This window comes from Streptomyces sp. MAI_2237 (assembly GCF_054189285.1).
In genome coordinates this window covers 2522784-2537139 of the sequence record NZ_JAJPGQ010000003.1, presented here as the reverse complement: position 1 = coordinate 2537139, position 14356 = coordinate 2522784, and the positions used below count along the sequence as shown (strand labels likewise).

Annotated in this window: 14 protein-coding genes; 4 read left to right on the top strand and 10 right to left on the bottom strand. The window is 67.6% G+C overall.

Annotated elements, in window-relative coordinates; genetic code table 11:
* The first annotated feature begins 100 nt into the window (after nt 1–100).
* Nucleotides 101–508: a VOC family protein gene (locus LN251_RS22225; protein ID WP_458246772.1), complete on the top strand. Its 408-nt coding sequence runs from the start codon at nt 101–103 to the stop codon at nt 506–508.
* Between the two features lie 12 nt (nt 509–520).
* Here LN251_RS22225 and LN251_RS22220 read toward each other — a convergent pair whose 3' ends face one another.
* A complete protein-coding gene (locus LN251_RS22220) occupies nt 521–772 on the bottom strand; it encodes a hypothetical protein (RefSeq protein WP_458245910.1) in 252 nt (83 codons plus the stop codon).
* A 65-nt stretch (nt 773–837) separates the two neighbouring features.
* On the opposite strand from LN251_RS22220, the gene LN251_RS22215 reads away from it, so the two are divergent.
* Nucleotides 838–1959: an LOG family protein gene (locus tag LN251_RS22215; RefSeq protein WP_458245909.1), complete on the top strand. Its 1122-nt coding sequence runs from the start codon at nt 838–840 to the stop codon at nt 1957–1959.
* A 160-nt stretch (nt 1960–2119) separates the two neighbouring features.
* Complete coding sequence (locus tag LN251_RS22210; protein ID WP_458245908.1) at nt 2120–2812, top strand: LAETG motif-containing sortase-dependent surface protein; 693 nt, start codon at nt 2120–2122, stop codon at nt 2810–2812.
* A gap of 64 nt (nt 2813–2876) precedes the next feature.
* Here LN251_RS22210 and LN251_RS22205 read toward each other — a convergent pair whose 3' ends face one another.
* The 7 genes from LN251_RS22205 to LN251_RS22175 form a co-directional block, all read right to left on the bottom strand.
* Nucleotides 2877–3665: a maleylpyruvate isomerase family mycothiol-dependent enzyme gene (locus LN251_RS22205; protein ID WP_458245907.1), complete on the bottom strand. Its 789-nt coding sequence runs from the start codon at nt 3663–3665 to the stop codon at nt 2877–2879.
* Between the two features lie 24 nt (nt 3666–3689).
* On the bottom strand, nt 3690–4709 hold the full coding sequence (locus LN251_RS22200) for an ABC transporter ATP-binding protein (protein ID WP_458245906.1): 1020 nt from the start codon (nt 4707–4709) through the stop codon (nt 3690–3692).
* Nucleotides 4710–6308, bottom strand: coding sequence for an ABC transporter permease (locus LN251_RS22195; RefSeq protein WP_458245905.1), 1599 nt, complete (start codon nt 6306–6308; stop codon nt 4710–4712).
* 44 nt (nt 6309–6352) lie between these two features.
* The gene (locus tag LN251_RS22190; protein WP_458245904.1) at nt 6353–7429 is read right to left on the bottom strand and encodes a thiamine ABC transporter substrate-binding protein; all 1077 of its coding nucleotides are present in this window, start codon (nt 7427–7429) and stop codon (nt 6353–6355) included.
* Nucleotides 7430–7628: 199 nt separating this feature from the next.
* Nucleotides 7629–8735 (bottom strand): 23S rRNA (adenine(2503)-C(2))-methyltransferase RlmN, encoded by a 1107-nt coding sequence (gene rlmN, locus LN251_RS22185; RefSeq protein WP_458245903.1) that lies wholly within the window; start codon nt 8733–8735, stop codon nt 7629–7631.
* A 169-nt stretch (nt 8736–8904) separates the two neighbouring features.
* Nucleotides 8905–9531 (bottom strand): hypothetical protein, encoded by a 627-nt coding sequence (locus LN251_RS22180; RefSeq protein WP_458245902.1) that lies wholly within the window; start codon nt 9529–9531, stop codon nt 8905–8907.
* A gap of 406 nt (nt 9532–9937) precedes the next feature.
* Nucleotides 9938–12061, bottom strand: coding sequence for a KAP family P-loop NTPase fold protein (locus LN251_RS22175; RefSeq protein WP_458245901.1), 2124 nt, complete (start codon nt 12059–12061; stop codon nt 9938–9940).
* Nucleotides 12062–12558: 497 nt separating this feature from the next.
* Between LN251_RS22175 and LN251_RS22170 the strand changes: the two genes are divergently transcribed.
* On the top strand, nt 12559–13119 hold the full coding sequence (locus LN251_RS22170; protein WP_458245900.1) for an HD domain-containing protein: 561 nt from the start codon (nt 12559–12561) through the stop codon (nt 13117–13119).
* Here LN251_RS22170 and LN251_RS22165 read toward each other — a convergent pair.
* Together LN251_RS22165 and LN251_RS22160 are read right to left on the bottom strand one after the other, a co-directional pair.
* The gene (locus tag LN251_RS22165; RefSeq protein ID WP_458245899.1) at nt 13107–13577 is read right to left on the bottom strand and encodes an NUDIX hydrolase; all 471 of its coding nucleotides are present in this window, start codon (nt 13575–13577) and stop codon (nt 13107–13109) included. The genes LN251_RS22170 and LN251_RS22165 overlap by 13 nt on opposite strands.
* A 28-nt stretch (nt 13578–13605) precedes the next feature.
* Nucleotides 13606–14337, bottom strand: a complete 732-nt coding sequence (locus LN251_RS22160) for an XRE family transcriptional regulator (protein ID WP_458245898.1) — start codon at nt 14335–14337, stop codon at nt 13606–13608.
* Between the last annotated feature and the right edge of the window lie 19 nt (nt 14338–14356).

Sequence of the window (14356 nt, the reverse complement as noted above, 5' to 3'; positions counted from 1 at the left end):
ACAAATCTCCCTTGAAAAATCTCCCGACCGCCGATGAGTCGCGCGCGGCACCGCGGTCTACCCACCGAACAGCACGCAACGCCCGATGGGAGAGACCCCGATGTACCAGCAGATGATCTTCGTGAACCTGGCGACCGCCGACGTCGACGCGTCGAAGAAGTTCTTCACGGAGCTCGGCTACGCGATCAACCCGCAGTTCAGCACCGACGACTGCGCCTGCGTCATGATCAGCGACACCATCGTCGCGATGCTGCTGAGCAAGCAGCGGTACGCGGACTTCACCAAGAAGGAGATCGCGGACTCGACGAAGACGAGCGAGACGCTGATCTGCCTGAGCGCCGAGAGCCGCGAGAAGGTCGACGAGCTCGTAGACAAGGCCCTCGCCGCGGGCGGCACGGCGACCGGCGAGACCCAGGACCACGGCTTCATGTACGGCCGCGCCTTCGACGACCTCGACGGCCACACCTGGGAGGTCATGTGGATGGACCCGGCGGCGGTCCAGGGCTGAACACCTCCGGCCTCACGACAGGTCGGGGTGCTCCGGGTTCCACCTGTACCGGTCGTCCTCCTCGTCCTTGAGGAGAACGCCGGCCTGAGCCATCCGGTCGAGGAAGTCCACCAGCATGTCGCCGAGCGGATATCCGTCCGTCCAGAACATCCGCTTCACCCCGGAGAATTGCTGGTCGGGCGGGAAGACGCCCAGGAACACGCCCAGTCGAAAGGCCGCGACGTCGTAGTCCTGCCAGTCGGCCAGGATGTCCTTGAGCTCCATACCGGCCCCTCCCTCCTCAGGACTCCTCGTCCCGCCGGTGCCGTTCCCCTCCTTAGCATGGCCGGGTGCAGACCAGCCCGGCCCATGCGGCCCCTCACGACGAACGCGAGATCGAGACGCTCGAGGACTTCGACGCGACCGTCTCGGCCCGCGGCACCCTCGCCGGCTACCGAGTGCAGGCCGTCGATCTGACGGACCGTACACGGGAGTTGCTCACCACCGACACCTCGGGTGCGGTCTTCCTCGGCTGCCCGATGCGGGAGGACGCTGCGCAGAAGATCCGGACCGACGGCGCCCTCGTCTTCCCGCCGGTTCCGGCCCTGCCCTTCGATCCCTACCGCGGGCACCTCTACACGGCGGACGAGCTGTTCGCCTCGCTGGAGAAGGGGTACGAGCAGACGCCGGACGCCCTGGCCTACGCCTGGTTCCAGGCCACCAAGGCCGACGGCGACATCTTCGCGTCGATGCTGCGGGCCGTGCACGACGACTCCATCTCCGACGCCCTGGACGAACTCCTGCGCGGGGCGAGGGTGGTGGGCGTCATGGGCGGCCACGCGATGGCACGCGGCACGGAGGCGTACGCGGGCGCCGCGCGCCTGGGCCGCGAACTGAGCCGCGACGGGCTGACCGTGGCCACCGGCGGCGGACCGGGCGCGATGGAGGCGGCGAACCTGGGCGCGTACGCGGCGCCCTACGAGGACGAGATGCTGGAGGAGGCCTGCCGGCTCCTCGCCCGAGCGCCGTCGTTCACGCCGTCGATCACCGACTGGGCGCAGGCGGCCTTCGAGGTGCGCGGCCGCTGGCCGAAGGGCAACCACTCGGTCGGCATCCCCACCTGGTTCTACGGCCACGAGCCGCCGAACCCCTTCGCCGCGTACATAGCCAAGTACTTCGCCAACGCCACCCGCGAGGACGGCCTGCTGGCCCGGTGCAACGCGGGGGTGATCTTCCTGCCGGGCGCGGCCGGTACCGTACAGGAGATATTCGACAACGCGACGCCCAACTACTACCAGTCGCGGGGCGAGCCGACGCCCATGGTGCTGGTCGACCGGGAGCACTGGACGGAACGGCTGCCGACCTGGCCCCTCTTGCAGGCACTCGCCCGGGAACGCTCGATGGAGTCCCGTATCGCCCTCGTTGACCGGATCGAGGAGGCGCCGGCGGCGTTGAAACGCCTGGGTGGTTAATAAGAGAGTAAAGCCAACCCGCCTTGCCCGGCTTCGGATTGACACTCCTTATGGAACGCTTATAGACCTGTGAGCCTCATGGGGATGGTGGAGCCTCACCTCACCGTCGCCCCACCTCCCCTGCAACCCCCCGCAGTTGTGCCTCCCGTGAAGGGCAAACGTGTCCATAACTCGCCGCACCGCGCGTCGTTCAGCGCAGATCCTGGGCGTCGCCGCCGCTTCCACCGCGCTCGCCGTGAGCGCCGCGGGCTCCGCGCTCGCCTGCAACATCAGTGAGTTCTCCGCCGAAGCCAAGTGCGACGGCGGCAAGGGCGTCATCGTCGTCACCGACAAGGACGCCTCCGGCACCCCGGCCACGATCACCGTGTTCCTCGAGAGCAACGGCGCCGACGCGAAGCAGATCGGTGAGCAGGACGTCACCGGTTCGCGCGAGGGTGTCACCGTCACGTTCAACGAGGACTGGCAGCCCAAGGCCGAGTACCGCGTCCACGTCACGGCCGGGAAGGACAAGGACCACCCGATCGTCGACAAGGACATCACGCCGAACCTGACGACCCCCGCCGAGGGCTGCTCCAAGGGCGAGTCGACCCCGCCGGCCAGCCCGTCGCCGTCGGAGTCCGCCTCCACCCCGGCGTCCGAGTCCCCGACCCCGTCGGCCTCGGAGAGCAGCACCGCTCCGGCCGGCAGCACCGACAACGAGCCGTCCCCGGCGGCCGGTGACTCCAACCTCGCCGAGACCGGTGCGAACTCCAACACCGGTCTGATCGCCGGTATCGCGGGCGGCCTGGTCGTCGTGGGCGGCGGCGCCGTCTACTTCGGCATGCGCCGTCGCGGGGCGAACAGCTCGCGCTGACGCCGCACTTCGCAACAGGCTGCGGCCCGTCCCCGTATCCCCGGGGGACGGGCCGCGGTCGTGTTCAGCCGAAGGTCGCCCGGTCCAGCCAGAACTCCAGCACGTCCCGGTCCCCCACGACCTCCAACCCCGGCCCGTCCAGGGGCAGTCGGCGGTAGAGGGCGAGCAGGATCGAGGTGAGCGGGCCGCGCAGGGCGACGGTCGCCTTCTCGTGGCCGCGGCGCCAGACGATGCCTTCACCGGTGCCCTCGACGAGCCACTCGGCGTTCGCGTCCGGCGCGGCGTCGGTGGCGTGCAGGTGCATGCTGCCGCCGGCCCGCAGCGGCTGCTCCGCCTCCCCGCGCCGGCCCATCAACTGCACGATCTCCAGCCACTCGTCGATCGCGTCGGCGGCGACCTCGGGGGCCACGTCGTACGGCAGTCCCGCCGCGAGCGTGGCGTCGGCGCGGTGGACGGTGATCTCGTGGGCCATGCGGCGGGCCCAGAAGGCGGAGGTCTGATCCCCGGCCCAGCTCCACACCTTCTCGTCGGGTCCGGCCTCGCGCAGCGCGCCCACGACCAGTTCGCCGGCCTCGGCCAGCCAGGCGTCGAGGGCGGCCGCGTCGCCCGAGGTCTCGGGGCCGTCGCCGCGCGGCACCAGTTCGTCGGCGATGTTCTCCTGTGCCCGCGTCCGCACCAGTGTCCCCGACCAGCGCAGGACGCCGCCCATGTGCAGCACGAGCTGTTCCAGGGTCCAGTCGGGGCAGGTGGGGACGGTGGCCGACAGATCGGCCCCGGAGGTCACCACCGCCCTCAGCTGTGCGACCTGGTGGGCGATCTCGGCGCAGTAGCGATCATGCGGAAGGAGTGTCATGCCCGCACCATACGGAGGGAGTGATCAGTTCAGCACCACGATTTCGGCGGCGTCGAATTCCACCCCGACCGTGTCGCCGACCTCGGGCGCCTCCCGCAGCGCGCACGCCGCCTCCAGCCGGGGCGCCTCCGGCGGCTGGAGGTGTACGGCGACGTGGGTGCCCCTGAAGGTGCGGGCGGCGACCGTGCAGCGCAGCCCCTCGTCCGCCGGGACGAGCCGGACGCCCGCGGGGCGCACCAGGAGGGCGTGCGTGCCCTGGGGGGCGTCCTCGGGCACCGGCACCTTGCCCCAGGGGGTGTCGGCCGCCGCTCCCGCGATCGTGCCCTCCACCACGTTGTCGAAGCCGAGGAAGCGGGCCACGAACTCGTTGGCCGGCCGCTGCCACACCTCAAGCGGCGTACCGGACTGGGCGATCCGCCCGTCCCGCATCACCACGACCCGGTCGGCCAGCGCGAAGGCCTCGCCCTGGTCGTGCGTGACGGCCAGCACGGTCGTGCCCAACCGGCCGAACAGCTCCCGGAGTTCGACGACCAGCCGCTCCCGCAGCGAGCGGTCGAGCTGGCCGAGCGGCTCGTCCAGCATCAGCAGCCGGGGCCGGGGCGCCAGGGCGCGCGCCAGCGCCACCCGCTGCTGCTCGCCGCCGGACAGCGAGACGACGGCCCGGCCTGCGGCCCCCGGCAGGCCGACGAGCTCCAGCAACTCCCGTACCCGAGCGCCCTGTTCGGTCTTCGACGCCCCGTGCATGCGCAGCCCGAAGGCGACGTTGCCGCCCACGTCCCGCTGCGGGAACAGCTGGTGGTCCTGGAACATCAGCCCCACGCCCCGCCGGTGCGCGGGCACCCCCGACTGATCCCGCCCGTCGAGCAGCACCCGTCCGGCGCCCAGCTCCTGCAGTCCCGCCACCACCCGCAGCAGTGTCGACTTGCCGCTGCCGCTCGGCCCGAGCACGCACACGACCTCGTGCTCGGCGACGTCGAGGCCGACGGTGTCGAGCACGGCCCGCCCACCGAAGCGGACGGTGGCGTCTTCAAGGCTCAGCAGCATTCAGAACTCCCCGCTCCGGTCGGTGCGCAGCCGCTCCAGCACCAGCAGCGCCACCGCGCACACCACCATCAGAATCGTCGAAAGAGCCATCGCCTGGCCGTAGTTGAGATCGCCGGGCCGCCCCAGCAGCCGTGCCACGGCGACCGGCAGGGTCGGGTTGTCCGGCCGCGCGATGAACACGGTGGCCCCGAACTCCCCGAGCGACACGGCGAACGCGAACCCGGCGGCGACCAGCAGCGCCCGCCGCACCAGGGGCAGATCGACCTCGCGCCACACCCGCCACGGCGAGGCCCCCAGCACGGCCGCCGCCTCCCGCAGCCGTGCGTCCACGGCCCGCAGCACGGGCAGCATGGTCCGCACGACGAAGGGGGCGCCCACGAGCGCCTGGGCGAGCGGCACCAGGATCCACGAGGACCTGAGGTCCAGCGGCGGCCGGTCCAGGGCGATCAGGAAGCCGAAGCCGACGGTCACCGCGGAGACGCCCAGCGGCAGCATCAGCAGTGCGTCGAAGCCGCGCACCAGCCGGCCGGCGTCCCTGCGGGCCAGGGCCGCGGCGGCCAGGGCGCCGATCACGACGGCGATGGCGGTGGCGGCGAGGGCGTACTGCAGTGAGTTGCCGATCGCCTCGATCGGCGGCACGAGGAAGGTGTCGTCGTCCCGCGTCAGCGCCCGGTAGTAGCCGAAGTCCGATCCGCCGAGGGAGCGTTGCACCAGCACGGCGAGCGGGAGGAGCAGCAGGACGGCGACGGTGGCGAGGACCCCGGCCAGCAGCGCCCACTGCCCCACGCCGCGCGGCCGCCGGGCGGTGCCACCCGCGTCCACCAGCCGCAGGGCGCTCTCCCGGCGCCGTACCGTCCACGCGTGCACGGCGAGGATCGCGCCCACCGCCACGAACTGCACGATCGTCAGGACGGCGGCGGTGGACAGGTCGAAGATCTCGGAGGTCTGCCGGTAGATCTCGACCTCCAGCGTGGAGAAGGTCGGCCCGCCGAGGATCTGCACCACGCCGAACGAGGTGAAGGTGAACAGGAAGACCATCAGCGCGGCGGCCGCCACGGCGGGCCCGAGCGCCGGCAGGGTGACCGTGCGCCAGGCCCGGAAGCGGGACGCGCCGAGCATGCGCGCCGCCTCCTCCTGCCGCGGGTCCAGCTGCCCCCACAGCCCGCCGACGGTCCGTACGACCACGGCGTAGTTGAAGAAGACGTGCGCCAGCAGGATCGCCCACACGGTCGTGTCCAGCCGTACGCCCCACAACTCGTCCAGCAGTCCCCCGCGTCCGACGAGCGCCAGGAACGCCGTACCGACGACGACCGTCGGCAGCACGAACGGGACGGTGACGACGGCCCGCAGGACCTGTCTGCCGGGGAAGTCGAAGCGGGCGAAGACGTACGCGCCGGGGAGTGCGATCAGCAGCGTGAGCGCGGTGGAGGCGAGCGCCTGCCAGGTGGTGAACCACAGGACGTGCCGGATGTCGGACTGCGTGACGACGTCCACGATCCGGCCGAGGTGCCAGCGCCCGTCCGTCCTCAGCCCGCGCGCCACGATCGCGGCGACGGGCCAGGCGAAGAACACGGCGAAGAACGCGACGGGCAGGGCCATGAGGCCGAGCCGCGCCGCGGTCCCCCGCCGCGCCGGACGCGGGGCTACTTCAGTACGAGTGACGTCCACGACTTGACCCACTGGTCACGGTTGGCGGCGATCTTCGTCGGGGCCATGGTCTGCGGGTCCTTGGCGGCGGGACCGTACTCGGTGAACTCCTTGGGCACCTTCGCGCCCTCGACCACCGGGTAGACGAACATGTTCAGCGGCATGTCCTGCTGGAACTCCTTGCCGAGCAGGAAGTCGATGAACGCCTTGCCGCCCTTGGCGTTCTTCGCGTTGTCGAGCAGACCGGCGTACTCGATCTGCCGGAAGCAGGTGCCGTACGACGTCCCGGTCGGCGCGGTCTTGGGCCGCGGGTCGGCGAAGACGACCTCGGCGGGCGGCGAGGAGGCGTAGGAGACGACGAGCGGCCGGTCGGCCTTGGCCTTCTTGCCGCCGGCCGAGCCGGAGAACTCCTGGTTGTAGGCCTGCTCCCAGCCGTCGACGACCTTCACGCCGTTGGCCTTGAGCTTCTTCCAGTAGCCCTGCCAGCCGCCGTCGCCGTACTGCGCGGCGGTGCCGAGCAGGAAGCCGAGGCCGGGCGAGGAGGTGGAGGCGTTCTCGGTGACGAGGAGGTTCTTGTAGGCGGGCTTGACCAGGTCGTCGAAGGACTGCGGCGGGGTCAGCTTGTGCTTGCTGAAGTAGGCCTTGTCGTAGTTGACGCAGATGTCGCCGTAGTCGATCGGGGTGACCCGGTGCTTGCCGGGGTCGACGCGGAACTGCGGCTGGACGGTGTCGGCGCCCTTGGCCTCGTAGGACTGGAAGAGCCCGTTGTCGAGGGCCCGCGACAGCAGGGTGTTGTCGACGCCGAAGAAGACGTCGCCCTGCGGGTTGTCCTTGGTGAGGAGGGCCTTGTTGACGGCCTGGCCGGCGTCGCCGCTCTTGAGGACCCTGACCTTGTAGCCGGACTGCCTCTCGAAGTCGGCGAGGACGCTCTTGGAGACCGCCCACGAGTCGTGGCTGACGAGCGTGACCGTCTTGGAGTCGCCGGACGCCTGGGCGCCGGACGACGATCCGCACGCGGACAACGTGATCAGGCCGAGGCCGACGGCCGCGGCGACGAACGTCTTGGTGTGCACTGAGTTCCTCCTGGGTGACCAGGAAGAGACGCGGCCCTGCCCGGACGGATCCGGGCAGGGCGCAACAGCTTGAGTGATGACCGAACTTCCTACCCAGAATGACCTGGGCAAGGTTCAGAGGGTCTGCGGCCCGGTTGCCGCACTCTCAGCGCTGTGGCGCTCCCCTGTCGGAATATGAATATGTGTGTACGGGCTCAGGCTACCGCTCGGTGGCCGCGAGCTGACCACAGGCACCGTCGATCTCCTGCCCCCGGGTGTCCCGGACGGTCACCGGTACCCCATGGGCCGCGATGGCCTCGACGAACGCCTTCTCGTCCTCGGGCCGGGAGGCGGTCCACTTCGAACCGGGCGTCGGGTTGAGCGGGATGAGGTTGACGTGCACGGGCTTGCCCCGCAGCAGCCGCCCGAGCCTGTCACCGCGCCAGGCCTGGTCGTTGATGTCGCGGATGAGCGCGTACTCGATGCTCAGGCGCCGTCCGCTCTTCTCGACGTACTCGAACCCGGCGTCGAGCACCTCGCGCACCTTCCACCGCGTGTTCACGGGGACGAGGGTGTCGCGCAGCTCGTCGTCGGGGGCGTGCAGGGAGATCGCCAGCCGGCACTTGAAGCCCTCGTCGGCGAACCGGTGGATGGCGGGCACGAGCCCCACGGTCGAGACGGTTATCCCGCGCTGGGAGAGCCCGAGCCCGTCCGGGGCGGGGTCGGTCAGCGCGCGGACGGCCCCGACGACCCGCTTGTAGTTGGCGAGCGGCTCGCCCATCCCCATGAAGACGATGTTGGACAGCCGCGCAGGTCCCCCGGGCACCTCTCCGTCCCTGAGCGCCCGCATCCCGTCGACGATCTGATGCACGATCTCGGCGGTGGACAGGTTCCGGTCCAGACCCGCCTGCCCGGTGGCACAGAACGGGCAGTTCATCCCGCATCCGGCCTGCGAGCTGATGCACATGGTCACCCGGTCCGGGTACCGCATCAGCACCGACTCGACGAGCGTGCCGTCGAACAGCCGCCACAGCGTCTTGCGGGTGGTGCCCTGGTCGGTCGACAGATGCCGTACGACGGTCATCAGCTCGGGCAGCAGCGCCTCCTGCAGCTTCGCGCGCGAGCCGGCCGGGATGTCCGTCCACTCCGCCGGGTCGTGCGCGTACCGCGCGAAGTAGTGCTGCGAGAGCTGCTTGGCACGAAACGGCTTCTCCCCGATCTCGGCCACCGCGTCCTTGCGCTCGGCGGGCGTGAGATCGGCAAGATGCCGCGGCGGCTTCTTGGCTCCACGGGGGGCGACGAAAGTGAGTTCTCCGGGTGCAGGCATAACCCTTCCAGTGTGGCAGATCAACTCTGGGGGCCCAGGCCAGAGCGGGGTGGGGGCGGTCACCCCTGGGTGCCGTCTGTCATCGTCGGTCAACCTCGCACGGCCCAGGGACGGCCCAGGACCCAGTCAGCCGTCGCCACAGGTGCCCAGGTGGCGGCGCCACGGCCCGTCATTCCAGCTGCGCCGGAGCGACCGGCAACTGCTCCCTGTACGGCCATGTAAAGGTGCGGTCGGGTTCGAGATGGGCGTCGCCCCAGTGAATGGCATGGATGCCGTTCTCGGCGTCGGCCGTGAAGAACACACAGACGAGCCTGGTGGAAGCTCCCAACTCCTCGAACGCTTCGTGCAGCCCCAGATACTCCTGGGTCACCAGATCCTCGTCGACGTCGAAGAGCCCCTCCGGAGGCTGCGGCCCGTGTGCCCGGAACAACCGCTGCCGTGTAGGAGACGCATTGGCCGGCAACCGGGCTCGATCCAGCGGCCTGGGCCGGTCCGCGTACCGGAAGGGGAAGAGGGCGTGATCGTTGATCACCGCGTACTCGTACCCACGCACGTCTCGCACGGCTTCCCCCAGCTCCCGAGCCGTCTCAGCCAGGTGCTCGCGCACGAGGCCGGCCAAGGCGACCCCGTACGGACTCCGCTTCTTGAGCCCCGCAGCAAGGTGCGCGGCATGAGCCTTCGCGTGCGCCTTGGCGAGCTGCACAGGAACCGCAGCAGCAAGCGCGCCGGCATGCCGCCCAAACCGCTCGACGGCCCAGGCCGACGGCCCCGCCGTATAGCCACCCAACACCGACATGCAGTGCCCCCTCCCCCAGGTCCCCGCCTCTGAACTGTGTGACACGCACACGAAGGGCACACAAGGGGGCGATCCGGCCAGACCCGGCCGTCGGCGCACGCCTTTCACAACAGCCACTACGGATCATCGGCGGCCAGCAGCTGCCGCCGCCTTGCGATCAACGTCCTGACCTTGTTCATCGAGAGCGCCCTCCCAGACCCAAGGAAGTCTCGGGAGGGCACTCATATGCGACCGCCGCTTCAAGAGTTCGATCTCGGTCTGACCCTGCGGAGGCTCCCCTCGCCATCCGGTGCCGTGTAGCTGTTGGGGGCCGTCACCGTCCATGGCCGTTGATGTCAGCGATGGATGTCAACGGAACAGGCCAGCACTGCACAGGAATCCAGACGGATTCGGCTCGTCTGCAACGTCAGAATTCGTTCGGTCTCCAACCGGCCGAATAGAGATCGAAAGCAGCAATAGCTCGCTGAAGGCGCGGCCTAATTTCTTGACCTTCGAGGGATTCTTTGAGCCGTTCGATCGCAGAAGAAAGTCGACTCTCGCCGCCATAAACAGAAACTAGCGACTCCCAAGCGAGTCTATCCTCAGAGTTTACTACTACACTTCCAAGGGTGTTGTTTCTGCTGGGAGAAAGCGCCGTTTCGAGGAGTCTGGCTGTTACATCCGAAGAATCGGCTGACGCGATAGCAAGCTCACCTGACTCGGCGTCGCAGTCGATCGCTTGAACCACAGTCCGGAGCAACTCTCTCTCTGTACGCAGAGCATCCGCAGGTGCCGACTTCAAGTATTCCCGTAGGTTGGCTCGAAGTTCCGCCTCAAGGTCCGGGGTGATGATTTGCCCCTCCGAATGTTGCTGCTTCCCCACCAAAGAAAGGAACCTGAGACGGGCGTACGGACTTTGAGTGGCTTGATAGATGGTCCGTGCCACCAGATCCGCATTCGCGGGTTCGACGCGCTGCATTAGTTTTTTCGACGGCCGAAGTGCGGTGTAATCGCGGCCAACATCCAGCATGCCAGATGGCTCCTCACTGAACCGGGGGAGCAAGTCCAGTAGCGCCACCACGACTGGCGGAATGCGGCTACTCTCGATCGTGTCTACATGGGATAGCAAGCGGTCCAGAGCGTCTTCGAGATGGTGATCTGGGACTGCCGCAAGGGCATTTCTGAACGCCTCGTCATCTCCGGCTGCGTAAACGATCGAGTCCACCTGGCTGCTTGGGGCAGCGCCCGATGGCAGCTCGCGATGGAGGTAATATTTCAGAACGGTGGCGTGAGCTACTCGACGATCGCGACGCCAGGCTTGCAGGGAATCATTTCCGTGCCACATGTTTTCTGTGTGAACCTGGGCTGCCGGAAAGACGTACCGAATTAGGGCCTTCCCAGTGTCATCTGGCAGCTCTGCTTGGAGAGCTGTCACGACTTCGGCGTCGGCAGCCAAGATTGCTTGGTTGCGCGTTTCCGTTTGCCAGCCGTAGACCGCCGTGAGCGCGCGAACGTTCTGAGCGATTAGGTCGTGTGCGGAGGGCCGCATTACTCGGATTGCTTCGAGGGCCACGAGATCCGTAAGAGCCACCTCGTCAGCCGCAGAGCGAACCGTAAGCGTGAGAGACGACAAGAATCTCTTGACATCCCTAACTGTGCGGAAAAGTGGTCTCACCACTTGCCAGAACACGTCGGGGAAGCGGTTCTCATCTGAGGCCGTTAGCGGTACGTCGGAAAGAGCTGTAAGCATTCCTGTACGAAGGACAGAAGCCAATGCCTCATCTGCGGCCGGCGGCACCTCAACGGATGTCTTTACAATCTTCTCAAGGTAGGCAGCGCCGTTAAGCCCTTCTTCACCTAGAGCGCTTTCCACCACGCTCCTGTCGAAGCACAGAAGGTAAACGACGTTAGGAAAGGATCCATTGAGTCGAACGAGACGAAAGAGGTCGCGGATCTCTTGACGTGTAAGGCGGTCAATATCGTCGATTAGGACGACGATTCTTCCGTCCAGCTTGGTCAAGGCTTCAGATATTTCGATTCTTTGTTCATGGATACTCGCAGTGAGAGCCTGAGATACCCCTTCCGCGGTCTTCTGCGCTACGTCAAGTATTTGTCCAGCCACTGGTATGAATTTGACGGGCGATAGGGATGTCGAATACTTGCTGAACTTCTCTGCAATATTTGCGGTAGCGTCCTTGAGTCGCTTCTTTCCGCTCCGTTCGCTTCTTAGCTGCCTGGTCATTTCGTCGAAAAAGAAGCGGATTAGCTGGTCGGTTCCCGAGAAGAACCAAGGGTTGAACTCGATGACTTGTATGGTTTCCTGTTCCTGCAGGATATTCGCAGTCAGATTTAGTAGCGATGTCTTTCCGGTGCCCCACTTGCCGGTAATTGCCACTACGGCGCCGCGATCGGCATTCATCTCCTGCACTTCGCTGGCTATGGCAACCGCCAGGCGTGACCGGTTCAGAAGATCGTCGTCGGAGTTGAGAATTGGGTCATCGCCTGCAAAGAGGGCTGATTGGCTACTGTCGCCGTGGACTGAATCAGTCATGACATCACCTGACTTAAGGGACACCTTTGAGTCGCAGCTTATGCTGCGGTAGCCGGTGCTGTCCGGACTTTGCGGTCTTCCGTCGGAAGAGCGCACAACTAGGTCGGCGGAGCGGCTTTGGGCTGGAGCTGCTTTGGGGCGAGTGATCATGGCCCCGTAAGCTTCCGGCGCGTCGGGCAGTCTGTGGACCTGCCCGTTAAAGCACGACGTTGGGGCCATGATCTTAGAGGCTCGCCCCAAAGTGGCTGCCTAAAGCCGTGGAGCCGACCGCCCCAGCCACAGAGGGTGTCTCCCACTTCATGCCCGCAGCCGCCGAGCGCGCCGCCGGGCGCGGCCAGCCGGGGCGCAGACAGGAGGCAGGCCGCGCCGCAGAGGCGGCGCGCGCCCGCGCCGTGCGCGGGCCTTGATGAAGTAGGGAAGGTTGTACCGCGCTCATGATCGAACCCACTCGATCGTGGCCTGTCGGCTCTCCGCCCGTCTCGGCTACCGTTCCATGCATGCCTTCTGCACTGGACACGCCCCAGGGAGCGGCCGAACTCGCCGAGTCTCTGCTTCCCCAGCTTGGGAACCGCTGGCTGCACACTCAGGCTGTGGCCGCTCGGGCTCGTGAGGCTGCCGCGGCCGTGTCGGAGGCTGACCGGGATCTCCTCGTCGCCGCAGCGTGGTTGCACGACATCGGTTACGCCCCCGAGCTGCGTGACACCGGCTTCCATCCCCTCGACGGTGCCCGCTATCTGGAGACGCTGGAGGCGCCGGCGCGTCTCGTGCGGCTAGTCGCCCACCACTCCGGGGCCGTGTACGAGGCGGAGCAGCGCGGCCTCTCCGCAGAGCTGGCCGTCTACGAACGGGAGGACTCCCCCGTCCTCGACGCACTGATCTTCGCCGACATGACGACCGGCCCTGCCGGGCAGTCCTTCGCCTTCGACACGCGGATCGACGAGATCCTGGTGCGCTACGAGCCGGGCAGCGAGGTGCACAACGCGATCAGTAAGGCGCGTCCGTACCTCCAGGCCGCCGTCGAGCGGACCCTCAGCCGCATGGCCGCTCAGCCGATGTAGGGCTCGGTCCGGTCGGCCAGCCCGTGGTCGATCCGCATGCGCATCGATGGGTGGATGGTCAGCTCGTCCAGCCTGCTCGGATCGACGAAGGCGACTTCCTTGCTCTCGCTGCTCGTCCGCAGCTCGCCGCCGACGATGCGCGCGTGGAAGCAGATGGAGAACTGCTGGCGGACCTCACCGTCGTCGTAGGCCATGACGTGCCCGGGGTTCGTGTAGATCCCGACCAGGCCGGTCACCTCGACGTCGAAGCCGGTCTCTTCCTTGGTCTCGCGTACGGCCGCATCGGGGGCTGACTCGCCCAGGTCGATACCGCCGCCAGGCAGAGCCCACAGGTCGTTGTCGGTCTTGTGGATCAGCAGCACTTCCCCGGCCTCGTTGCGGGCCACGGCGGTCACGGAGGGGACGAGACTGTTCGCCTTCGGGGCGTTCGGATCGTTGAAGTAGTCGACGCGTGCCATGCGTTCAGCCTTGCACGCCGGATGCGGTTCACGCCTTCCGGGCCTGATCCCAGGCGTAGTCGAAGCTCCGCATGTAGTGGCGGAACGTCCGTGCGCCCGGCAGGTACTTGAAGTGCATCACCGGGTTTTGCCCTGCGGGAGCTCCGAGCACGTGAGGGTTGACCAGCACGTCGTCATCGAAGCGGTAGATCGAGTTGTAGAGGATCGTGTCGTGCAGCCGGGTCTCAACTCCGGGCGTCGACATGGCGGGCTGCAAGTACCGGCGGGTGATCCGCGCTCGCGCGGCCAGGTCGTCGCCGATGCCCTCCTCCTCGCCGCGCTGGCGAACAGCCGCGGACTCCGGGTCGCCGAGCAGGATGCGGACCTGAGCGCCGGCCTTCGCCTTCTCGGCCAACTGGTCCGGCAGATCCGGGTGACTGTCGAAGAGGAACAGCCCCGCGTACACGAGGATGTCAACCTGGTCCGTCGCCCTTTCGATGAGCGACGACCACAGCGGTGCAGGGACGGCCCCGCGATGCGGGTAGTACGTGATCAGCTCGGACGCGCTCGCCTTCTCGGCCTGCTTCGCTACTGACGGCCAGACGTAGACCTCGTCGACGTCGAGGAAACTCGCCGCCTTCCAGCGGTGCCCACGGTGCGGGGTTCGGTCGGCGGTGATCCAACGCTCGACGCTCTTCGGGTCGACCCCGACGTGCTCGGCAACGGACTGGATCGTCTCGCCCTTCGCCGAAATAGCCGCGCGCAGACGCTCGTTCGCCATGACGCTCCCTCGCTCGGGA

Coding starts and splice junctions, on each gene's coding strand:
- LN251_RS22220 (WP_458245910.1), bottom strand. CDS start 772: ATGGAGCTCAAGGACATCCTGGCCGACTGGCAGGACTACGACGTCGCG.
- LN251_RS22200 (WP_458245906.1), bottom strand. CDS start 4,709: ATGCTGCTGAGCCTTGAAGACGCCACCGTCCGCTTCGGTGGGCGGGCC.
- LN251_RS22195 (WP_458245905.1), bottom strand. CDS start 6,308: ATGGCCCTGCCCGTCGCGTTCTTCGCCGTGTTCTTCGCCTGGCCCGTC.
- LN251_RS22160 (WP_458245898.1), bottom strand. CDS start 14,337: ATGGCGAACGAGCGTCTGCGCGCGGCTATTTCGGCGAAGGGCGAGACG.
- LN251_RS22165 (WP_458245899.1), bottom strand. CDS start 13,577: ATGGCACGCGTCGACTACTTCAACGATCCGAACGCCCCGAAGGCGAAC.
- LN251_RS22225 (WP_458246772.1), top strand. CDS start 101: ATGTACCAGCAGATGATCTTCGTGAACCTGGCGACCGCCGACGTCGAC.
- LN251_RS22175 (WP_458245901.1), bottom strand. CDS start 12,061: ATGACTGATTCAGTCCACGGCGACAGTAGCCAATCAGCCCTCTTTGCA.
- LN251_RS22180 (WP_458245902.1), bottom strand. CDS start 9,531: ATGTCGGTGTTGGGTGGCTATACGGCGGGGCCGTCGGCCTGGGCCGTC.
- LN251_RS22170 (WP_458245900.1), top strand. CDS start 12,559: ATGCCTTCTGCACTGGACACGCCCCAGGGAGCGGCCGAACTCGCCGAG.
- rlmN (WP_458245903.1), bottom strand. CDS start 8,735: ATGCCTGCACCCGGAGAACTCACTTTCGTCGCCCCCCGTGGAGCCAAG.
- LN251_RS22205 (WP_458245907.1), bottom strand. CDS start 3,665: ATGACACTCCTTCCGCATGATCGCTACTGCGCCGAGATCGCCCACCAG.